18 protein-coding genes and 1 pseudogene are annotated in these 21,953 nt (G+C 34.4%); 3 read left to right on the plus strand and 16 right to left on the minus strand.

Going from position 1 to position 21,953, the window contains the following annotated elements; genetic code table 11:
• Window positions 1-127 precede the first annotated feature (127 nt).
• On the minus strand, window positions 128-2,119 hold the full coding sequence (locus NCCP28_RS13180; protein WP_248561883.1) for an oxidoreductase: 1,992 nt from the start codon (window positions 2,117-2,119) through the stop codon (window positions 128-130).
• A gap of 339 nt (window positions 2,120-2,458) precedes the next feature.
• Between NCCP28_RS13180 and NCCP28_RS13185 the strand changes: the two genes are divergently transcribed.
• Window positions 2,459-3,370, plus strand: a complete 912-nt coding sequence (locus NCCP28_RS13185) for a LysR family transcriptional regulator (protein WP_248561884.1) — start codon at window positions 2,459-2,461, stop codon at window positions 3,368-3,370.
• Window positions 3,371-3,652: 282 nt separating this feature from the next.
• Here NCCP28_RS13185 and NCCP28_RS13190 read toward each other — a convergent pair whose 3' ends face one another.
• Both NCCP28_RS13190 and NCCP28_RS13195 read right to left on the minus strand, forming a co-directional pair.
• The gene (locus NCCP28_RS13190; protein WP_248561885.1) at window positions 3,653-4,903 is read right to left on the minus strand and encodes an MFS transporter; all 1,251 of its coding nucleotides are present in this window, start codon (window positions 4,901-4,903) and stop codon (window positions 3,653-3,655) included.
• 253 nt (window positions 4,904-5,156) lie between these two features.
• Complete coding sequence (locus NCCP28_RS13195) at window positions 5,157-5,663, minus strand: shikimate kinase (RefSeq protein ID WP_375709412.1); 507 nt, start codon at window positions 5,661-5,663, stop codon at window positions 5,157-5,159.
• Window positions 5,664-6,078: 415 nt separating this feature from the next.
• Between NCCP28_RS13195 and katA the strand changes: the two genes are divergently transcribed.
• Window positions 6,079-7,533, plus strand: coding sequence for a catalase (gene katA / locus NCCP28_RS13200; protein ID WP_248561887.1), 1,455 nt, complete (start codon window positions 6,079-6,081; stop codon window positions 7,531-7,533).
• A 72-nt stretch (window positions 7,534-7,605) separates the two neighbouring features.
• On the opposite strand, the gene NCCP28_RS13205 is transcribed toward katA, so the two are convergent.
• The 6 genes from NCCP28_RS13205 to NCCP28_RS13230 form a co-directional block, all read right to left on the minus strand.
• Window positions 7,606-7,746, minus strand: a complete 141-nt coding sequence (locus tag NCCP28_RS13205; RefSeq protein WP_157827630.1) for a hypothetical protein — start codon at window positions 7,744-7,746, stop codon at window positions 7,606-7,608.
• 343 nt (window positions 7,747-8,089) lie between these two features.
• A complete protein-coding gene (locus tag NCCP28_RS13210) occupies window positions 8,090-10,504 on the minus strand; it encodes a heavy metal translocating P-type ATPase (RefSeq protein WP_248562198.1) in 2,415 nt (804 codons plus the stop codon).
• Window positions 10,505-10,632: 128 nt separating this feature from the next.
• Entirely contained in the window at window positions 10,633-10,839 is a 207-nt protein-coding gene (gene copZ / locus NCCP28_RS13215) for a copper chaperone CopZ (RefSeq protein ID WP_248561888.1), read from the minus strand.
• A gap of 12 nt (window positions 10,840-10,851) precedes the next feature.
• Window positions 10,852-11,193, minus strand: a complete 342-nt coding sequence (locus tag NCCP28_RS13220) for a metal-sensitive transcriptional regulator (protein WP_248561889.1) — start codon at window positions 11,191-11,193, stop codon at window positions 10,852-10,854.
• A gap of 129 nt (window positions 11,194-11,322) precedes the next feature.
• Window positions 11,323-11,547 carry a hypothetical protein gene (locus NCCP28_RS13225; protein WP_248561890.1) on the minus strand — a complete coding sequence of 75 codons (225 nt, stop codon included), beginning with the start codon at window positions 11,545-11,547 and terminating at the stop codon, window positions 11,323-11,325.
• Window positions 11,548-11,740: 193 nt separating this feature from the next.
• Complete coding sequence (locus tag NCCP28_RS13230) at window positions 11,741-12,505, minus strand: MerR family transcriptional regulator (RefSeq protein ID WP_248561891.1); 765 nt, start codon at window positions 12,503-12,505, stop codon at window positions 11,741-11,743.
• A gap of 403 nt (window positions 12,506-12,908) precedes the next feature.
• On the opposite strand from NCCP28_RS13230, the gene NCCP28_RS13235 reads away from it, so the two are divergent.
• Window positions 12,909-13,040: a hypothetical protein gene (locus tag NCCP28_RS13235; protein ID WP_248561892.1), complete on the plus strand. Its 132-nt coding sequence runs from the start codon at window positions 12,909-12,911 to the stop codon at window positions 13,038-13,040.
• A gap of 33 nt (window positions 13,041-13,073) precedes the next feature.
• Here the strand turns inward: NCCP28_RS13235 and NCCP28_RS13240 are convergent, their stop codons facing one another.
• From NCCP28_RS13240 to dhaL, 7 genes and pseudogenes are all read right to left on the minus strand, one after another.
• Window positions 13,074-14,036: a 2-hydroxyacid dehydrogenase gene (locus tag NCCP28_RS13240; RefSeq protein ID WP_248561893.1), complete on the minus strand. Its 963-nt coding sequence runs from the start codon at window positions 14,034-14,036 to the stop codon at window positions 13,074-13,076.
• Window positions 14,037-14,513: 477 nt separating this feature from the next.
• A complete protein-coding gene (locus tag NCCP28_RS13245; RefSeq protein WP_248561894.1) occupies window positions 14,514-16,295 on the minus strand; it encodes an ABC transporter ATP-binding protein in 1,782 nt (593 codons plus the stop codon).
• Window positions 16,296-18,044, minus strand: a complete 1,749-nt coding sequence (locus NCCP28_RS13250; protein WP_248561895.1) for an ABC transporter ATP-binding protein — start codon at window positions 18,042-18,044, stop codon at window positions 16,296-16,298.
• 366 nt (window positions 18,045-18,410) lie between these two features.
• Window positions 18,411-19,176: pseudogene (locus NCCP28_RS13255) on the minus strand (glycoside hydrolase family 1 protein); the annotation flags it as partial.
• Window positions 19,177-19,382: 206 nt separating this feature from the next.
• The gene (locus NCCP28_RS13260) at window positions 19,383-20,147 is read right to left on the minus strand and encodes an SDR family oxidoreductase (RefSeq protein WP_248561896.1); all 765 of its coding nucleotides are present in this window, start codon (window positions 20,145-20,147) and stop codon (window positions 19,383-19,385) included.
• A gap of 44 nt (window positions 20,148-20,191) precedes the next feature.
• On the minus strand, window positions 20,192-21,169 hold the full coding sequence (gene glpX / locus NCCP28_RS13265; protein WP_248561897.1) for a class II fructose-bisphosphatase: 978 nt from the start codon (window positions 21,167-21,169) through the stop codon (window positions 20,192-20,194).
• Between the two features lie 126 nt (window positions 21,170-21,295).
• Window positions 21,296-21,946, minus strand: coding sequence for a dihydroxyacetone kinase subunit DhaL (gene dhaL, locus NCCP28_RS13270; protein WP_248561898.1), 651 nt, complete (start codon window positions 21,944-21,946; stop codon window positions 21,296-21,298).
• Window positions 21,947-21,953: the final 7 nt, after the last annotated feature.

Consider the following 21,953-nt stretch of genomic DNA (forward strand, 5'->3'; position numbering starts at 1 on the left):
CTTTCACTCTCCTAATTTTTTATTGCAATCTTTAGCTGTAGATTATAATTCTTACAAGCTTTTATTTTCAATATATTTTATTAGAGAGGAAAACTTAGCAAAAGAGGCTTCCTCTCCATATATAAACTTACATTGCTCCTATTTTTTCAAGAGTGGTTAAAATATTGCGGCCTTCTCGCATGCCATCCATAATTTTTCTAGTAGACCAGCTATCTCCAATATTTACAACTTCCACATCTTTGTGCAAATAAAATTCTTGCAGTGCACTTAAACCTGGATTTTCCGGTTTCATGCCTAAACAAACGAATCCATAATCAAATTCTATCTGTGATTCTTTTCCCTTATGCTTCACTTTAAAATGATCTGCTGTCACTTCTGTTAATGCTGTATTCACATAAATATCAACATTTCTTTCTTTTAGCATAGTCATCATAGATAATTTAGTAATTATGTCAAGATCTTTTCCTAATTCTGGCTGCATTTCTATAATGGAAACACCAGCCCCTCTTTCAGCAAAAAATTCTACAACATCCAATCCTACTGCTCCACCGCCAATAACAGCTACTTTTTTGCCTTCAAATTCTGTGAAATCATTTATATTATTTAATAAGCCGAAGATAGACCAGACTTTTTCCCCTTCTACATCAATATGCTTTTTCAACCCTGGAATCGGCGGCAATAGTGGCTTAGAACCTGTTGCATTAATGACTACATCGGGATTCAATTGATCAATTCCATCTATATCTGCCTTTGTATTTATAAATGTAACAAGATTATTTAATTTTTCTGCTCGTTTTACTAAATAATCAGGCAGGTCCTCAATTCTTTTCTTCTCTGGCAGTCTAGCAATTTCTCTTGCAAGGCCTCCTAAATAATCTTTTTGTTCAAATAAGTAGGTTGTGCAGCCTACTTCTGCGGCAGTGCATGCAGCTTCTAACCCTGCAGTGCCGCCGCCAACTACAACAACATTAACTGGCTTCTTTATTTTTTTATTTTTGTATTCTTCATTATGAATAACATCAGGATTTACTGTGCATCTTATTGGTCGGTTTAAAGCGATTCGATGCCCTGCACATCCAATGTTGCAAGAGATGCATTTTCTAATTTGGTCAATAGTCCCTTTTGCAAGCTTCTCAACATAAAATGGATCTGCAATCATTTGTCTTCCCATTCCAATAAAGTCGGCATCTCCCCTTTCAAGAATCTCCTCTGCAATCTCTGGATTTCGAATATTGCCCGTTGTAATGGTCGGTTTATTAAATTTTTCCTTCACTGCCCTAGACATATAGGATCTCCAGCCATCAGCAAGACTCATTTGGTCAATTTGGAATTGCAAGGTTGGATTTAAAGCAGCCGATACATTCAATACATCCACGCCTTCTTGTAAATACTCTAATAAGTTTAAGATATCCTCTAAAGTGTTTCCTCCCTCTACAAAGTCTTCTGCGCTAAAACGCAAGGAAATTGGGAAGAATGGTCCTACTTCTTTACGAATGCAATCAATAACCAATCTTGCAAATCTAGCCCTATTTTCATAACTTCCACCAAACTCATCTGTTCGTTTATTATAAACTGGTGATAAAAATTGACATAAGATATAGGAATGTCCGGCATGGATTTCGATCAAATCAAATCCAGCCATTACCGCTCTTTTGGCAGCTTTTCCATAATCCTCTGCAATTTGATAAATTTCTTTTTTATTTAAAGGTCTAGGAATAGCACCACCTTCTTTTGAAGGAATATTAGATGAAGAAACTGGCTGCCCGCCAATTCTTTCCGGCACTGCTGAAGCTCCAGCATGATTTATTTGAATGGCAGCTGCTGCACCATGCTTATGGATTCTTTCAGTTAATTTATACATTCCAGGTATAAATTTGTCATGATCTATTCTAATTTGCGTCGTTCCATTTGAACCTTGAGGGTAGGTTATACAAGCATTTTCTACAATAATTAAACCAGTTCCTCCTTTTGCGCGCTGTTCATAATATTTTATATGATCTTCATTAAATTCACCGCTAGGCTCTGCAAAATTTGTCCCCATAGGCGGCATCACGATTCTATTTTTGATTGTTAGCCGATTAATCGTAATGGGAGTAAAAATATTACGATATTTTGCCATTTCTTTTTCCTCCAATACTACCTTTCTATTTCTTCAATAATTCACAATTAACAGTCATAAATGTTCAGAGTTTCACAAACTTCAAGAAAAAAATATGAAATAGAATTTTTTCTATTATTTTTATAAAGTTACTTAAATTGTAACGAGTACCACCATTTTCTCTTTTTAATATATGTTAAACTCGAAACAATCAATAACCTTATTTCTTACAAGTTAAGTATATAAGATGACAATCTATAAATCTAATGTGTTTTTTTTAGTTTATCTATAGATTTTTTCTATAATTTTTAATTCAAACGGTTGTTGCTTTTTTATTTACAGAGGAGAGGAATATGTAAGATGAATTTAAGACATCTCCATTATTTTCGTGTACTTGCTAAGCGGGAACATTATACACAAGCTGCAGAAGAACTGTCTATTGCCCAGCCAAGCTTAAGCCATGCAATTTCAGAATTGGAAAAAGAATTAGGTACATTTTTATTTGAAAAACAAGGCAGAAATATTCGATTGACTAAATATGGACGTTTTTTTTTGGACTATGTTAATTCTGGTCTCGAACAATTAGAAATAGGGGAAAAAAAGCTTAAACAAATACTAAGCCCCACTGAAGGACAAATTGATGTTGCTTTTATTTATACACTAGGAGCTAACTTTGTTCCTAATCTATTAAAAGCTTTTACTTCAAAAAAAGATTATGAAAAATTCTCCTTTAACTTGCATCAAAGTACAACCAAAAACATCCTGACGCTCCTAAAAGACCAAAAAACAGATTTGGCGTTTTGCTCTTATGTTGAAAATGAGCCTGATATCGAATTTATTCCTATAGTACAAGAAGAATTAGTGCTGGTCGTTTCCAACGATCATGCACTTGCTGATTTTGATACAATAAACTTAAAAGATACACAAAATTACCCATTTATCTTTTTTAGTAAATCTAGCGGTATACGCCCTTTTATTGAAAAAATGTTTAAGAAAATAGATATCCACCCTAATATTATTTGTGAAGTAGAGGAAGACCATGCGATGGCAGGATTAGTTTCCATTAATTATGGAATTGCCATAATGCCTAAGCTGAAAGCATTGCAGCATTATAATGTAAAAGTGATTTCTATTGCCGAACCATTAGTGCAAAGATTTATTTATATTGCAAGTTTAAAAAATCACTATTTATCGCCAGCCACTCAAAGCTTTCGAAACTTTACCATTAATTATTGCAATGATTTTTATTTAAAATACAGTAAGCTTATTTAAAGAAATAAAAACAGGGGAAGAAAAACAATTTGTTTTTCTTCCCCTGTTTTTTGATTTCTATTCATTTTACAAAAAAAGACGTTTTTTTGTATTTAATTAAAAAAAATTATGTAATGCTTATGATGGATTTTGGCACTTGGTTGATTCGAATGGAAGGCTCGAGACTCCTGCGGGCAAAGCGAACGCCTGAAGTAAAAATTAACAGGCAAGTTTAACAGAACTAAAAAGAGGGGTTGTACTCAAAAGTCATTTTTTAATGACTTTTGGGACAGCCTCTTTATCTTATGATGTTTGCTTTCTTAAATTTTTTAATATCATCTTTTTTTTATATCCAAAAACTTGATTATATCTTATTAAAACATAAAGTGCTAATCCAATACCGATGCCATTAATAACTAGTGCAAAGATAAAAACAGAGCTAATGCTTACATTTTTTTGCAATAATCCTGTCAAAAAAGGAATCAAAGTATATGCAATGGATGTGGCAGTATAAACAAAACCAGTAATTTCTCCTTTTCTATCGTTAAAAAACTCACTCATTACCGTGAGTGCTAATTGAAGTACACCTGAAATGGAAAACCCAATAATAAATAAGCAAATAATACTGAGTAAATGTGATTTAAATATAAGCAAAGAAGTGATTGCAGCTAAGGAAATTATCGGATAAATTAAAATAACACTTACTGGTTTAATGAAACGATGCAGTGTAATAACTAATACAGCAACAGACAAAAGGGAACCAAAACTATAATAGCTTACTAGCTCTATGGCATCTGTTTTGGAAAGGTGCAGAATTTGCTCTCCAAAAGTAGGAAGCCAAAGCTGCACTATATACAGCAAAGCTGGACCTGTAAACCCTATTGCAATAAGTGCCAAGCCTTCTTTTAAAAACTTAGGCTGACTAATAGCAATAGAATATTCCACTTTTTTCAGTTTTCTTTCTTTTTTTGGTTGATATGTATTTTTTGGAAACTTGCTATTCATAATCATTATTGCATTAATAAGAAAAACCAGTGCCGGTATAAAAAAAGATACTCCAAAAAAAATATCATGATTAATAATAAAAATAATGATATATGGCAGCAAAATAGCACCAATTGAAATAACACCACGTACTAAAACATTTGCCACTCCCGCTTTTTCAGGGAAAATTTCCATTAAAGCTGGATACGTACCAGAATCGAGAAAAGAGTTGGCAACACCTGCTAGCACTGCAAGTATAACAGCTAAAGTATAGCTGGATGTAAGCGGTATTCCTATTAAAAAAACAGCCATTAATATTCCAGCCAGCACAATAAATATTTTCCTATTATATTTATCTGATAACATACCAGATATATATAATGTACATAATCTTCCAAATCCCATTGCTGAAACTAAAAAACTGATTCCTGCTTTATCGGTATCAAAATGTTCTGTTAAAAAAGACATATTTGAAGCCAACATAATATTGACCATACCAAACATAATATAGTTGATGTACAATCCTATCGAAGTTTTAAAATACTTGTTATTTTCTAAGGCACTTATCATTGGTAAAGCCTCCTAAAAAAATCTGTTTTATTTTATAGTTTGAAAACTATTTTCATTTGTGAATACATTCACATGTTTTGCCAGATTTTTTTCTTTTGCTATACTCTTGAACACTAACATCATATCTAGATTATAAATATAATTCAATACATTTATTAAAACGACATATTTATTTCGATTTTTACACTAGGAGAATAAATGCACTGTAAACTGAAAAAAGAAATGCTCTGCATTTGAACATCCCTTTTTCCCATTATGCAAGGGGCTCATTCACTTCCCAAGCCAATTTTAAAGAATTAACAATATAATCTGCAACGTCCTCAATTTCTTGCCTGTCTGTCAATACTTTAGAATGATGATCAGAGTAGATGGCTTTTCGTTGATTAAATAAATCTTCCATGTCTTTAATAGATTTTCCCTGAAGCACTGGTCTGCTATCAATAATTAAGCTGATTCTTTCTTTCCATGAATCCCATGATAAATCTAAATGAATGACAATGCACTCTTCTAAACAAACTTGTTTGATTTCCTCTTGTAAAAAAGATCCACCGCCTAAAGATAAAATATGCAGCTTCTTCTGTTGACAAAGTTTAATAACTGTTTCCTTTTCTTTATCACGAAATGTCTTTTCACCCAGTTTATTAAATATTTCCGAAACAGGCATTCCATACTCTTCTTCTATTACTTGATCCACATCAAGAAAATCTCTGTATAATTTTTTGGCAACCGCTTTTCCAATAGCCGTCTTGCCTACTCCCATAAAACCAATAAAAACTATATTTTTTTCTTTCAGTGGAATACTTCGTCTATTCAAGGTAAATCCCCCTATTCTTACATAAAAATCGAGTTTTTTCTTTCTATATTATACGTCATACTAAATTTTTATAATAGGTTATTATGACAATATTCCAGCCTAATTTCTTTTTGATATTCCCTTACTGAATTCTCATTAAAACTGCTATATTCTCTATTACATTTCAAAAAACTCTATTTTTATCAACTATCTTTTTAAATTCCCCTTGCTTTCTAGATATATTTCTGTAATATTCCGATGCTTTCTAGCATAGTTATTTACAGGATCGAAAAAATTAATTATAATAATTATAAAATAATATTGATTTTCTAACTAGAGATGTTATCATTATGTTATTAGAATAAATTATGAGGTGATTCGCATGGCTAACAATAAATTAACAACAAGCTGGGGAGCTCCAGTTGGAGACAACCAAAATTCAATGACAGCAGGACACCGTGGTCCATCCTTAATTCAAGATGTTCATTTGCTAGAAAAATTAGCACATTTTAATAGAGAACGTGTTCCAGAGCGTGTGGTGCATGCTAAAGGCGCAGGTGCACATGGCTATTTTGAAGTAACTAATGATGTATCTAAGTACACAAAAGCTAATCTTTTCTCAGAAGTTGGAAAAAGAACGCCCATGTTTATCCGTTTTTCCACTGTTGCTGGGGAATTAGGATCTGCTGATACAGTACGTGATCCTCGTGGATTTGCTGTAAAATTTTATACAGAAGAAGGGAACTATGATATCGTAGGAAATAATACACCAGTCTTCTTTATTCGCGATGCAATCAAATTTCCTGATTTCATTCATACACAAAAAAGAGATCCGAAAACACATTTAAAAAATCCAACAGCAGTTTGGGACTTCTGGTCACATTCTCCCGAATCGTTGCATCAAGTATCCATTCTTATGTCCGATCGTGGAATTCCAGCTACATTAAGACATATGCATGGTTTTGGAAGCCATACATTTAAATGGGTAAATAAAGAGGGCGAGGGTGTTTGGGTTAAATATCACTTTAAAACAGAACAAGGCGTTAAAAACCTAGATGTAGCTACTGCTGCACAAATTGCTGGGGAAAATCCTGATTATCATACAGAAGACTTATTTAATGCGATTGAAAACGGCGACTATCCTGCATGGACTCTATATGTGCAAATTATGCCTTTAGAAGATGCAGATACGTACAGATTTGATCCATTTGATGTAACAAAAGTATGGTCTCAAAAAGACTATCCATTAATTGAAGTTGGCCGCATGGTGCTGGATCGCAATCCTGAAAATTACTTTGCAGAAGTAGAACAAGCAACATTCTCTCCTGGAACATTAGTGCCTGGGGTAGAAGTTTCTCCAGATAAAATGCTGCAAGGACGTTTATTCGCATATAGTGATGCACATCGCTATCGTGTGGGCGCTAACCACAATGCATTGCCGATCAACCGTCCAAAATGTCCAGTCCATAATAATCAACGTGATGGCCAAATGCGCTTTGACGGCAATGGCGGCGGTTCTGTTTACTATGAACCAAATAGTTTTGGAGGACCAACAGAATCTCCTGAAGCTAAAACGACTCCATTTACTGTATCAGGTGTTGCAGATAGTGTAGCTTATGATCATAACGACCACTATACACAAGCAGGAGATCTATACCGTTTATTATCAGAAGAAGAACGTACTAGATTAGTAGAAAATATCGTTGGTGCTATGCAACCTGTTGAATTGGAAGAAATCAAAGTGCGCCAAATCGGCCACTTCTACAAAGCAGATCCTGAATACGGCACTCGTATTGCAAAAGGTTTAGGATTAACTGTACCCAATGCAGTGAAATAAAAAGCTATAAATGGGAAAGCCTAAAAGTCTGCGCTTTAGACTTTTAGGCTTATTCCATTTTAACTTAATCATTTATTCTTCGATTGATTTTTTATTGGTAGATGCCCATTGATTATTTGTTTCGCTTTTATGATTTGTTTTAGATTTTTCCGTTACATCTACATTTGCTCCTGCCCATTGATTATCATTTTGCGATTTTTTTGCTTTTGTCATCCTAATTCCCTCCATTTATCTTTATAGTGGAAACTCACTACAGACTTACAAAGTTAGTATGGATATAACTCCTTCAAATTATGAAACAATATTTCACTTCAACCTTTTTTGACATTTCATATATTGCTCCTGCTGCATATCCTCTAAGAAAAAATTTGTTTTATTTTTTCATTTTTGCTTCCTTTTCGCCTTACTTTGAATCAAATTTTCCAAAATAGCTATTTTTCGACAAAAGTCTTATTTCCCCAGCATATTTTTCCCATAAGCAGCTGCAACCTAAAAAAACTGCCAATAATAACGAATCAACATTGGCAATTTCCTTTGTTCTTTAAAAATTATCCTTTTACAATTTTACTCTTTGCAGTCGAAGTGCATTTAATACAACAGAAACCGAGCTGAATGCCATTGCGGCCCCTGCAAGCCATGGCGCTAAAAAACCGAACGCTGCAAATGGAATGCCAAACACATTATAAGCAAATGCCCAAAATAAATTTTGCTTAATATTTGTCATTGTTTTTTTACTTAAAACAATACTATCTGCAACACTATTTAAATCTCCTTTCATTAAAGTAATATCGCTAGCTTCCATTGCAATATCGGTTCCTGTTCCAATTGCCATGCCGATATCTGCTAATGCAAGTGCTGGAGCGTCGTTAATGCCATCCCCAACCATTGCAATTATCTTTCCTTGCTTTTGCAGTTTTTTCACTTCATTTGCTTTTCCTTCTGGAAGCACTTCTGCAATCACCTGGTCAATCCCAGCTTCTTTTGCAATAGCTTTTGCTGTTCGTTGATTGTCGCCAGTAATCATAATTACTTCCAATCCAAGTTTTTTCAATCTATTGATGCTTTCTTTCGACGTCTCTTTTATCGTATCTGCTACCGCAAGCATTCCTGCATACTCTCCGTCAAAAGCGGCAAGCATCACTGTTTTGCCTTGCTCCTCTAATGCTTCCATCTCCGTTTGGATCATTGAAATATTGACCTCATTTAACTCCATTAACTTACGTGTACCAACTAGCACTGATTGCTGATCTACTGTTGCTTTAATTCCAAAACCAGGAATAGACTCAAATAAAGATACATCTAGCATAGAGATATTTTTTTCTGCCATACCATTGACCATAGCCCTTGCAAGTGGATGTTCCGATTGATTTTCTGCTGATGCAACTAATGCTAAAAATCGCTTTTCTTCATAATTGGTTCTAATATCCGTTAAAACTGGCTGACCATTTGTAACAGTGCCTGTTTTATCTAATAAAACGGTTTGGACTTTATGTGTCATTTCCAGATATTCTCCACCTTTAAAAAGGATGCCATACTCTGCCCCACGTCCAGATCCAGCCATTATGGATGTGGGAGTTGCTAGCCCTAGTGCACATGGGCAAGCAATGACTAGTACAGCTATTAAATTTTCTAAGGCGGCAGCAAAATGAAATGGATCTACTGCAAAATACCATATGCAGAAAGTAAAAATGGCTAAAGCAACAACAACTGGCACAAAAATTCCGGAAATTTTATCAGCAAGACGCTGTATGGGCGCTTTGGAACCTTGTGCTTCTTCTACTACTTTAATAATTTGCGAAAGCGCCGTTTCTTTTCCAACCTTTGTTGCTTTTACTTTTAAGAATCCATTTTTATTGATGGTAGAGCCAATCACTAAATCAAAGGCCTTTTTGTCGACTGGTATGCTTTCCCCTGTAATCATGGACTCATCTACGGCCGATATTCCTTCTAGTATTTCACCATCAACGGGTATTTTTTCCCCTGGTTTAACTGATACGATATCATGTACTTTAACTTCTTCTAGGGGAATGACAACTTCTTTTCCATCTCGCCATACTGTTGCTGTTTTTGCCTGCAATCCGATTAACTTTTTGATGGCTTCCGATGATTTCCCCTTTGCTTTTGCTTCTAATAATTTTCCTAAAATAATTAATGTAATCAGTACAGCACTTGTTTCAAAATAAAGTCCTTCTATATGTCCATGATGGCCTATCGATTGAATAGCTAAAAATAAACTATAAAAATAGGCTGCTGATGTGCCTAATACAACAAGTACATCCATATTGGCACTAAAGTTTTTTAATGCTTTATATGCACCAATATAAAATTGTTTTCCGATAATAAATTGAACAGGTGTGGCAAGAGCAAATTGAAACCATGCATTCATAAAAATTTCTGGAATATACAAAAAGGATGTAAACTGAAAATGACCAACCATTGTCCATAATAGCGGCAAGGATAAAATGGAAGAAAAGATAAATTTTCTCTTCTGCTTTCTAAATGTTTTCTCACGATAATCATCTGTTTCCCTATCATTTTTCGCATTGCTAATGGTTGCACCAAACCCAAGTTTTTCTATCTTTTCTATCATCTCTTTTTGTGAAACAATGGACGGAATATAATCAATGATTGCTTTTTCCAGCGCTAAGTTAACAGATGCGCCATTAACTCCTGCTACTTTTTTTAATCCCTTTTCAATACGGCTTGCGCAAGCAGCACAACTCATTCCTGTTATTGCAAGTTCTGCTTTTTCTTGCCTTACCCCATAACCTAAACCTTCTACTTTTGATTGAATGTCCAAAGGCGTTAGCAAATCTTCTCTATAGTAAATGGTTGCTTTTTCCAAAGCTAAATTTACATTAGCTTCTGTTACTCCATCCATTTTTTTTAATCCTTTTTCAATTCGATTTGCGCAGGCTGCACAAGTCATCCCAATAATTTCAAATTGGCTTTCTTTTACTGGCAGCTCCATTTGAGGGGCTGCATGATCTTTTTCACTCATCACTAACACTCCTTATACCTATACGGGGTATATAATCATTAAAAAAGAAAGAGGACTCCATATCATCGTATGCAAAAAAAGCCCCCTTCCTTTTTCATTTACTTTACATCATAGCCTTGATCATCAATAGTTTCCTTGATTGATTCTACACTCAATTCTTTTTCATTAAACTCTACATCAACAAATCCATTTTCCAAATTAACTTTTACTGCTTTTACACCTGCAAGTTCACCTACACTGCTTTCTACTGCTTTTACACAATGCCCGCATGACATTCCTTCTACTTTTAATGTTATTTTTTCCATATTTAACACCTCTTATTTTTTCATTAATCTTTGAATAGTAGTCAATACTTCATCGACTACTTCCATATCGCCTTCTTGAATGCGATCCACTACACAATTTCGCAAATGTCCCTCCAATAAAATTTTAGCTACACTATTTAAAGCAGATTGTGTGGCAGCTATTTGTGTAATGACATCATCACAATACGTATCTTTTTCAATTAGCCCCTTAATGCCCCTTATTTGACCTTCCACTCTATTTAAACGAGTAACTAAGTTTTTTTTGACTAAATCAGAATGATGGCTTTTCCTTTCAGAAACAGTGTGGCAATGTGCTTCTTTTTCCTCAGCCGCCGCTCGCTCTTTTTTCTCCATTACACCACTCCTTTTAATAAAATCCTAACATACCTACTAGGGGTATATCAAGATTTTAATATTGAATACTTTGTGACAATCTCCTTCTTTTAAAAAAATGATTCTGCAATTAAAGAATCGGAATCAACTTTATCTTCCAAAAGATATAGATTGCAAAGAATCATAACTTCTTCTGTTTGATACTGTTCTTGTAAACAAAGCAATTCTTTCCCCTAACTTTTCTTTGGTTCCAATAATCATTCGCTTTCCATTTTCTTTCCGTATTCTTTTCTCTAATTTCACTTTGTTTTGCAATGTTGTTCTTGCAGTAGATGCGTTGCTAATAACGGACTGATCGAGCACATTAAGTTTCAACTAATTTAATTATCTTCTTCCCTTTCTATACGTGGTGTATGATAATGATACACTACTACTTCAGCTATTATCCAAATCAGATATTGTTAAAACAGAAGTCCCACCGAGCATCTCCTTAAATCGTTGGCAATTATCAACATAAAAAAGGAATCAGTTAAGCTAACTGATTTCCTCCTTAAATTTCTTCCATCTATTATTTCTTCATTCCTGTGTAAATATAAATAGCATCTCGTAAAAATTCTGCACTGCCGGACTGCTTTTTATCATAATAGGCTGCAAACCTTTCATCATCCACGTACATTTGCGCCAAATTTGCATGTGCTTCCTTGGTATATGCACTCCAAGAGAATAGAAGCCATTGTTTATGCAGATCTGCTGTCTTTTGTGCGATATCGCTAGCAGGATCTCCTGTTTTAAAAGCTTCTGCCAATGTATCCAGCAATTCTTTTTCTAGATTTATCATCTTTTTATAGTTTGCCTCTGACATATTCCTAAATTTTGCATTTGCTTGATCAACGGTTTCATCTCCATATTTTTCGCGGATTTCTTTTCCGTATTTTTTTTCATTTTCTTCTATTTTACTTTGTTTAAATCCCTCAAACTTTTCTTTATTGCTCATATTTATTCTCCCTTCTGATCTTGCGATAGTTTTCTCTACATTCTCTATCAATGCATCTAATTGTGTGCGCTTTTCTAAAAGTTTTACTCGATGATCCAAAAGCGCTTCCTTTACATTAAAGGCAGAAGACATAATAATGCTTTTGATCACCTCAAGACTAACACCTAACTCTCTATAAAATAAAATCTGCTGCAATCGGTCCACTTCTTCTTCTCCATATATTCGATATCCAGATGAATTAATTCTGAATGGCTTAAGAATACCAATTTCGTCATAGTATCGTAATGTTCTTGAACTTACTCCCGCTAATTTAGCAAGACTTCGGACAGTATATTCCACTGCCTCACCTCCTTATAGCTACATAATAAAGGTTAACGCAACGTTAATGTAAATAGGTTTTTATATAATAATTTTCATTTCTTTTATATTAAAAAATCGAGTAACTTTCCAACAGGTATTTATTTGATAATTCCAAAAAAACAGGATAATCCCAGCTATAATTGTGTATAATAAAAGGAGAAAGAACTTTTCTTTTTTACCCTCATTAGCAAAATCCTTCCAAAACAAATTTTCAAAATTATTTATTTTTCATTCCGTTGGTTTTCAGCCATTATTTCCATCATTCATATTTATGGATGCGCCCATTTTTAAACCAAGCTTTGACTCTCAGCTTGTAGAATAATTTTCATTGGATAAAAATGATCAATGTTTCCATAATAAAAGGAAAAGAAGGGAGAATATCATGTTTCCAGAAAAAAATGATATCATTTCAGATGAGTTTTTAGATAAGGTTGCAAAAGAGATTAATGAAATATATGGATGGCATACAAAACTTCAAACCGAAGAGGACTTAGAAGAAGAAAAGGAAAACTAACTATATGAAAGCAAATTTTCCTTTTCCTTATTTTTATACTACAACATGCTTTGGTCTTTCATTATTTAATGCTGCAAGTAAATTTTCTGCAGCTAATTTGGCCATCTTTAAGCGGGTGTTGATGCTTGCACTCCCAATATGAGGAAGAGCAACTACATTATTAAGAGATAAAAGCGGATGATTTAATGAAAGCGGCTCCTCTTTAAAAACATCTAGACCTGCTGCCCAAATTTGTTTTTTTAATAAAGCCTGATATAAATCTGCTTCATTGACAATACTGCCTCTAGCTGTATTAATAAGTATCGCTGTCTCTTTCATCATCCTCAGTTCTTTTGCTGCTATTAAATTTTCTGTTTCTTTGGTATATGGAGTCATAATGCAAACAAAATCGGATTTTTTTAATAAGTATTCTAATTCCACATATTGCATATCAAGCTCTTTCTCTAAGTCCGACTTTTGGCTGCGATTATAATATAAAATATTCATATCAAAACCTTTGGCTCTTTTTGCTAATGAAGCGCCAATTCTTCCCATGCCAATAATGCCAATCGTTGCTCCAAAAATATCTTGTCCCGTCAATTGCATCGGAGACCATGTTTGCCATTCTCCATTTTTCAGATAATCGCTTGCTTCTACTAGTCTTCGGGCTGTTGACATAAGAAGAGCGAATGTTAAATCTGCAGTAGTTTCTGTTAAAACTCCAGGTGTATTCGTTACGGTAATTCCAAGATTCTCAGCTGCCTGTATATCAATATTATTATAACCAACTGCCATATTGCTGATTACTTTTAAATTTTTCGCTTTTTCCAATAAAGCTCTATCAATATTTTCTGTTAACAGGCAAAAAAGTCCATCCACTTCTTTAATTTCCTTTTCTAATACTTCATAAGGAACTGGAACATCCTCTTCCTGCCACATTTTAATGCTGCATGTACTCTCTATTTGCGCAATAATCTCCTGAGGCAATTTTCTTGTGATAAATACTTTCGGCTTCACCTCTACCACTCCTTTGCATCATTTATATTGATACTAACTGCTGCATTCTATTTCTAGCTTCCTAGTTTATTATAAAGGAAAAAATCATCTTCTAGTAAATCAAAAGAGCATTATAGTACTTTTTAATATACTGGAAGAAGTAATAACTTTGATAATAAAGAAGGGAAAATTTCCTTTTCTATGCCTTCCTCTTTTTTTCAGAAAGGCTCTTGTTAAATGTTCCAGTTGATTACAGCGAGACTCTTCGTTTTTTGCAGGCAATCCGGTATTACGCCTTCTGCTGAAATCAACAATAGAGTATTAACTCTTCCTTATAAAAAAGATGGCCTTTAAAAAGCCATCTCCCTTTTATATTATATAATTACTCTACTATTTCTCCATTCGAAGCAATGACTTCTTTATACCAATCAACCCCTTTTTCTTATAATATTTTCAAACTTTCCGCCAGAACTTAATAAAAGGTTTTAGCACGATTTTTTAACCTGCCGCATGTGCTGCATATTGAGACTTATATAATTTCCAATAAGCTCCTTTTCTTTTTATCAATTCCTCATGAGTGCCTTCTTCTATAATCCTTCCTTTTTCAATATAGAGAATCCGTGATGCATTTTGAATAGTCGATAATCTGTGAGCAATAATAAAAGATGTTCTGTCTTTAAGCAAAGATTCAAGTCCTTTTTGAAGAGCTATTTCTGTTTCCGTATCAATAGAAGATGTCGCTTCATCTAGAATGAGTATACGAGGATTCGCTAATAATGTTCTGGCAAATGAAATCAATTGTCTTTGCCCTGCCGATAATCTTGCTCCTCTCTCATTCACTTCTGTTTGATACCCTTCTTTTAATCTCCTAATAAAGGAATCTGCCTGCACAGCCTTTGCTGCATTTATCACTTCCTTATCTGTAGCATCCAAGCGTCCATAACGAATATTATCCATAATAGATCCTGAAAAAATAAATGGATCTTGAAGCATAATTCCCATTTGTTTTCTTAAAGAAGGTATTGTTACAGATTTTATATCTACTCCATCTATTTTTATGTAGCCGCTGTTTAAATCATAAAAACGGCTGATCAAATTAATAATGGATGTTTTTCCAGAGCCCGTAGCGCCGACTAAAGCAATTGTCTCACCTGGATTCACATGAAAATCGATATCCTTTAACACCCTGTCTGCCCCTTCATAGCCAAAATCTACATGCTCAAATTCTACCTTCCCATTAACAGGAGGCAATTCACGGTCATTAGGATTATTTAGAACTGTTGGTTTTTCATCCATCATTTCAAAAATTCTTTCCAAGTATGCCATTGCATTAATGATGGCATTGTAAAAATTACCTATATTAGATAAAGGAGTCCAAAACATCCAAATATATCCTATAAATGCTACTAAAGCTCCAACTGTAACACCTTGACCTATCATCGAAATTCCCACTATATAAATGAAAGAAACAGTAAGAACAGAGATATTCTCAATGGAGGGCCAAAGCAAAAATTGAATGCGTACAGCTTTCATCCAAGAATTTTTATATCCTTTTGAAACTTCCATAAAAATTTTTTCATTTTCATCTTCTCGAGCAAACGCCTGTGTTACCTTTATTCCATTAATACTCTCATGTATATAGGCATTCATATTGGACTGCTTATTGCTTAAATCTTGCCATGCCCTTCGCTGGGCATTTTTAATCAAGAAAATGATTGCCGCAAGCACTGGGAATCCAGCCATTGCAAAAATGGCAAGTTTTGGATTAATAGCAAACATAAATCCGATAATAACAATAAGACTAAATATATCTGTAATTAAATTGATGATTCCATTTGATAATAAATCACTTAGTGAATTAACGTAATTGACAATTCTTACAAGTATTTTCCCATGCGGTCTATTATCATAAAAGGAAAAAGAAAGAGACTGAATATGAGTAAATAAGTCTTTGCGGATATTCTGTATCACACTTTGCCCAATTTCAGACATCATTCTGATTCGATATTTCATGCAAACAGCAATTAAAAACAGGGCAATGACATATATTCCTGCGAGCAAAGACAGTTCTTGAACATTTTTTTCTGGTATCGCTGAGTCAATAGCATGTTTAATTAAATATGGACCTGTTAATCCAGCTGCACTAGCTAAAAGCATAATAAAAATAGTGAATATTATTTTTATTTTATATGGTTTAATATATTGCATGAGCCGTTTTAAATGGCTATAGCTGAAAGGAGTTTCTAATTCCTCATCAACATCAAATTTATTCCGAGCCATTTATATCACTTCCTCACCAATTTGCTTATTTTCAAAATTTCCATATTGATTCATGTACACGTCAAAATAATAGCCTTTTTTCTTCAGCAACTCTTTATGTGTTCCCCGCTCCATAATCTTTCCATTATTCATAACTAAAATGATATCTGCATCTTTAACAGAAGAAATTCGATGGGCGATGATAAAATTTGTTTTTCTTTTTTGCAATGATTTTAGTGTGTTTTGAATTCTATGTTCGGTTTCCATATCTAAACTAGATGTTGTATCATCTAATATAAGAATCGCAGGATCTTTTAATAAAGCTCTTGCTAAAGCAATCCTCTGTCTTTGCCCGCCAGATAAGCCAACTCCACGTTCCCCTACCACTGTGTCATAACCTTCAGGCAATTTAGAAATAAAGTTATGTGCATCTGCCATTTTGGCAGCATTTTGCACAGCCGCAAGCGAAGCCTCTGGATTGCCGTATGCAATATTGCCTTCAATTGTATCCGAGAATAAAAATATATCTTGCATAACAGTAGCTATACCATTGCGGAGTCTTTGGATATCCCACTTTTTCACATTTATGCCATCTAACAATATCTCGCCAGCATCTGCATCATAAAAACGGCTGATAAGATTCACCAATGATGACTTTCCAGCACCGGTTGGTCCAATAATCCCAACAGTTTCTCCCGTTTTTACGGAGAAGTGAATATCTTTTAAGACTGTTTCTTCTCCATAACTGAAAAAAACATGATGAAATTCCACCATTCCAGTCATTTTTGCTGTAACCGGCTGGTTGATATTGAGTATTTTTGATTTCATTTTTAATAAATCTTCTATTTTTTCAGCAGAAGCAATAAAACGCTGAACATCATTAAGTAGCCATCCGGCCATTTTCATTGGATTGCTGATAGCCCATATAAGCGAATTAAACATAACCAATTCCCCAAATGTCAGAGTTCCTTTAATTACCATAAGTCCCCCAATAAAAATCATTAATACAGTTAGCACTCCACCAAATGAATCAAGTATAGGCAAGTATTTTTCCCATATCTTAGAAGATTGTAGGTTTTTTTCTTTAAATCTATCATTTTCGATGGAGAATTTTTTAATTTCATAATTTTCCTTTGCAAATGCCTTTACAATCCGATTTCCACTGATATTTTCTTGTACCACTGAATTTAATTTAGCAAATTGGTTCCTGATTTCTGTAAAAGTTGGTTTTACATCTATAGTTAATCGAAAAGCAAAATACCCTATCACTGGGGTTACAATCAATAGCGTTAAAGCAAGCGGAGGATGAATATAAAACATAAAACCGATAGCAAACAGAAGAATGGTTGCGTTTTCAAAAATCATATAAATAGTCCATGCAGTAAAATGCCGCACTGCTTCTAAATCACCAGTCATTTTTGACATGATATCGCCTGTTTTCGTTTGATCATAAAAACTAAAATCAAGATGATGCAGCCGATTATACATATGTTCCCTCATCATAAAAATCACATTTTGGGATAAACCTTCAAAAACCATTTGATAGCTATAACGAACCATTGTTCTAACAAGTGTACCCACTATCATAATGCATAGAAATATCCATAATAAATGGTTTTCATTTCCCAGAATTACTTTATCGATTATCTTTCCTGCCAAATAAGGATTAACCATATTTAAAGCGGAAACAATTAATGCCATTAGCAATCCAGCACATAACCTTCGCCAATAATGAGACAAATATCCCCAAATCCATCGTAAACTGTGCAAACGTAACATACTCCTTTCTACGTGCAGTGATTATTCACAGCTTTAAGGAATCAGCAAACTATTATGGAACAAACGCCTCCTTTTTTAAAATGCACTAAATAATCTTATTAGGCTAAATGCTTTTCTATGTATGTATTTTGTGTATCTGCTGCTTTCATTTTTAAATTTAATGGTACTGCCGCTATCACAGAAGCAGCAGAAAGCAAATAATAATTATCAAAAAACCTCTTCGTTCACACTGCCTAAGCAATCTAGAAAAAAGAGCGGCCATAAATAGCCCCTCTCTGATTTATCACGCACTAACAAGCAGTGGAGGACGTGGAAAACCCTCACTGATTGAAGTTTCGCTTTATTTTATTTAGTCGATTAAAATCCATTGTCCTCGGCAACTGCCTTAAACCAATGCCCGCTTTTTTTAATTGTTCGTTCACCATCTTGATTTAGATTAACCGATACAAAACCATATCTGTTTTTATAGGCATTTGTCCAAGACCACATATCCATAAATGATATCCCTTCCATTAGAATCTTCTTGAATTGCTTGATGCCCCCCTTTCACATGATCCTGAATAAACTCAATGCGATAGTCATCTTGAATTATTCCATTTGCATCTCGAAATTTTTCTTCTCCTTCAACGCCCATTCCATTTTCAGAAATAAAATATTCTATATTTCCATAGTTTTCTTTTAGATTTACGAGAATATTATAGATTCCTTTTCATAAATTTCCCATCCTCTATGTAGATTCATTTTTCGTCCTGGCATAATATAATTATCAAAATAACGGTCTGGCATAAATGGACTTTCAGGATTAGGCAAATGTTCTTTTGCTTTTACTCGTCTTGGCTGATAATAGTTCACTCCAAAAATATCTACTGTATTATTTTTAATAATCGTTAAATCGCCATCTTCTATTATTGGCATATAACCCTCTTCTTGCAAAATCTCGACTAATTCCTTTGGAAATTCTCCTTTTACTGAAGGATCTAAAAATGACCGATTAAAGAAAGCATCTGCAAGTACAGAAGCTTTTACATCAGCAGGATTTTGGCTTCTTGAATACGAAGGTGTCAAGTTAAGGACAATGCCGATTTTTTCCTTTTTGTTTTTGTTCTTTGTATGCCTTAATTGCTGCCATTATCCCCGCCATTTATATAAATCGTTATTCCTACGCAGTTACATGGAAAGAAGCTTTTTTATTCGCTCTCTTTAATTTAGAAACTGAAAAAAGGACAAAACAGCTAGTTTATATGCTAACTAGCTGTTTTGTCCTTTTTCTTTACTATCATTTTTTTCAGAATTAATAATCTTAAAACTTCATCTATAATTTTATAAATATTATTTAATAGAATAGCCTCCATCTATTACCAAATTTTCTCCTGTAATCAGATTAGAAGCATCGCTTGCTAAAAAGACAGCACAAGCTGCTACTTCCTCTGGATACCCAAATCTACCTGCCGGAATTAATTGTTTCATATCCTCTCCAACTTTTCCTGCCCATGCTTTTTCACCAAGTTCTGTTAATATAACGGTTGGAGAAATAGCATTAACTTTTATATTATATGGAGCCCATTCTAATGCCAATACTTTTGTCATGGCAACAATTGCCGCTTTGCTTGCACAATAAGCTACATGCCGATCCAGCGCAATAACCGCTGCTTGTGAAGCCATATTGATGACGTTTCCACCGCCACTTTTGATCATTTCTTTTCCAACAATTTGAGAAAATAGGAAGGAAGCTTTCACATTTAATTCCATTGTTTTATCCCAATCGCTTTCTGTTAAATCTTCTGCCTTCTCAAGCAAAGCGACACCTGCTGAATTAAACAATATATCAATTCTTCCAAATATATCTTTTACTTTTTTTACACATGCTTCTATATTATTTTTATTTGTAATATCTGCTTTAATTCCAATGACCCGTTCTGGATGAATCGACTTTGCAATCTCCTCCAGTTCTTCTTTTACATCTACAATAGCTACATAAGCGCCCTTTTCTAAAAATAATTCTGCAGTTGCCTTACCAATTCCACTTGCTCCACCAGTTATCACAGCAATCTTATCTGTTAAATTAAAGTTAATGTCAAATCGGCTTTTTTCCATTTATACTCTCCTCTTATCTTAGATTAGATTACTTTTTAAATCGCTTAAATAGAGTGCCTCGCTTCAATAAATTGATAATTTTTGCTTTCTCCGCCAATTGCCACAAACGAATGAGTTAATCTAGTTGTTCCATCTTTGCTTTTAACACCTTGCAATAGCATGCCACTTGTTATCCCGGTTGCTACAAAAAAGCATTCTTCTGATCGAACAATTTCTTCCATTTTAAGCACTTTTGCAGGATCATCGATTCCCATTGTAATACAACGATTGTACTCTTCTTCATTTTGCGGCACTAATTTCCCTTGAAAATCACCACCTAAGCATTTTAATGCAGTTGCAGAAATAACGCCTTCTGGAGCACCACCTGTACCTACAAAAATATCTACATCACTTTCTTCAATGGCTGTTGCAATTGCCGCAGTAATATCCACATCGGAGAAAAGCTTTACACTGGCACCAACAGAAAAAACTTGTTCTATTAAATGTTGATGTCTTGGTCGATCTTGAATCATAACCGTAAGTTCTTTCACATTTTTATTTAAGGCCCTTGCTACTGCTTGCATATTCTCTGTCAAAGACCATTCTAAATTAATGCATCCCTTTGCTTTTGGTCCGACTGCTAATTTTTCCATGTACATATCAGGTGCATGCAATAAACTTCCACTACTGGATGCAGCGATTACACACAATGAATTATCTTGCCCTTTTGACACTAAAGTTGTACCTTCTACTGGATCAACGGCAATATCCAATGCAGGTCCCTTTCCTGTTCCAAGTTTTTCTCCAATATACAACATAGGAGCTTCATCCATCTCTCCTTCTCCAATAACAATCAAACCTTGCATATCAATTTGGTTCATTCCTTCGCGCATCGCTTCTGTTCCTGCTCCATCCGCTAGATTCTTATTTCCTTTTCCAACCCATGGATAGGACGCAATTGCCGCTTTTTGAGATATTTTTAGAAATTCCATTGCAAAACTTTGAACAGCACCTTCACTAAATACCATGTTGGAAGATTTCATATTATTCCCCCCCATTTTTTATTCAACACATTGAATAAATATGCATAAATTATAGCAACAAACTAATTATTTACTGTTCTAACCGCAGAAAGAGGAAAGTATGTTTACGCACTTTCCTCCATTTTTTTAAACCGCTTGGGTATCTTTTACCGTTTCTAAAAAAGCAGAAAGAATAAAATATGCAGATGTAGCTCCAGGATCTTGGAAACCTAGCGATCTTTCTCCTAATCTACTAGATCTTCCTCGTTTTGATAATAGCTCTTTTGTAGAGAGCATTCCTTTTTCGCCGGCAGAAACTGCTTCTGTAAATGCTGATAAAAAATCATTCGTTAGCATAAAATGACTTTTTAATGCTTCTAACGTCGGCTGTAAAGTATCAATCATTGTTTTGTCGCCAACTTCTGCTTTCCCTCTATCCTTCACCCCTTCAATAAAGGCAATCCAAAAATCTGCCAAATCCTGATCCACTAATTCTGTTTTATTTTGAAAAGCCTTCGATCCTCTTAAGAAACCAGTTGCATATAGGGGACCAACCGAACTTCCAACAGCACTTAAAAAAGTTTTTCCAGCAGACACAGCAATTTTTCCACAATCTTGTTCTTCTTTTAAGTCCGTTTTTAATTTTTCATCGATTGCCTGCCAGCCAATCGACATTGTTACACCATGATCTCCATCGCCTAGCTTTCTATCAAGTTCCGATAGATAGTCTTTTTGCTCTTCAATCATTTCCACTACATTATTAAGAAACCTTTTTAAATCTTCTGCTGTAAATTTCATTTTAATC

Origin of the sequence: Niallia sp. NCCP-28, from assembly GCF_023168165.1 — a bacterium.
GTDB lineage: Bacteria > Bacillota > Bacilli > Bacillales > Cytobacillaceae > Niallia.

Excerpts from the sequence above, each read along its gene's own strand:
- NCCP28_RS13220 (WP_248561889.1), bottom strand. The coding sequence starts at position 11,193 with ATGGAGAAAAAAGAGCGAGCGGCGGCTGAGGAAAAAGAAGCACATTGC.
- copZ (WP_248561888.1), bottom strand. The coding sequence starts at position 10,839 with ATGGAAAAAATAACATTAAAAGTAGAAGGAATGTCATGCGGGCATTGT.
- NCCP28_RS13205 (WP_157827630.1), bottom strand. The coding sequence starts at position 7,746 with ATGACAAAAGCAAAAAAATCGCAAAATGATAATCAATGGGCAGGAGCA.
- dhaL (WP_248561898.1), bottom strand. The coding sequence starts at position 21,946 with ATGAAATTTACAGCAGAAGATTTAAAAAGGTTTCTTAATAATGTAGTG.
- NCCP28_RS13260 (WP_248561896.1), bottom strand. The coding sequence starts at position 20,147 with ATGGAAAAAAGCCGATTTGACATTAACTTTAATTTAACAGATAAGATT.
- NCCP28_RS13235 (WP_248561892.1), top strand. The coding sequence starts at position 12,909 with ATGTTTCCAGAAAAAAATGATATCATTTCAGATGAGTTTTTAGATAAG.
- NCCP28_RS13190 (WP_248561885.1), bottom strand. The coding sequence starts at position 4,903 with ATGATAAGTGCCTTAGAAAATAACAAGTATTTTAAAACTTCGATAGGA.
- NCCP28_RS13210 (WP_248562198.1), bottom strand. The coding sequence starts at position 10,504 with ATGGAGCTGCCAGTAAAAGAAAGCCAATTTGAAATTATTGGGATGACT.
- NCCP28_RS13195 (WP_375709412.1), bottom strand. The coding sequence starts at position 5,663 with ATGGGAGTAGGCAAGACGGCTATTGGAAAAGCGGTTGCCAAAAAATTA.
- NCCP28_RS13180 (WP_248561883.1), bottom strand. The coding sequence starts at position 2,119 with ATGGCAAAATATCGTAATATTTTTACTCCCATTACGATTAATCGGCTA.
- glpX (WP_248561897.1), bottom strand. The coding sequence starts at position 21,169 with ATGAAATCTTCCAACATGGTATTTAGTGAAGGTGCTGTTCAAAGTTTT.
- katA (WP_248561887.1), top strand. The coding sequence starts at position 6,079 with ATGGCTAACAATAAATTAACAACAAGCTGGGGAGCTCCAGTTGGAGAC.
- NCCP28_RS13185 (WP_248561884.1), top strand. The coding sequence starts at position 2,459 with ATGAATTTAAGACATCTCCATTATTTTCGTGTACTTGCTAAGCGGGAA.
- NCCP28_RS13245 (WP_248561894.1), bottom strand. The coding sequence starts at position 16,295 with ATGGCTCGGAATAAATTTGATGTTGATGAGGAATTAGAAACTCCTTTC.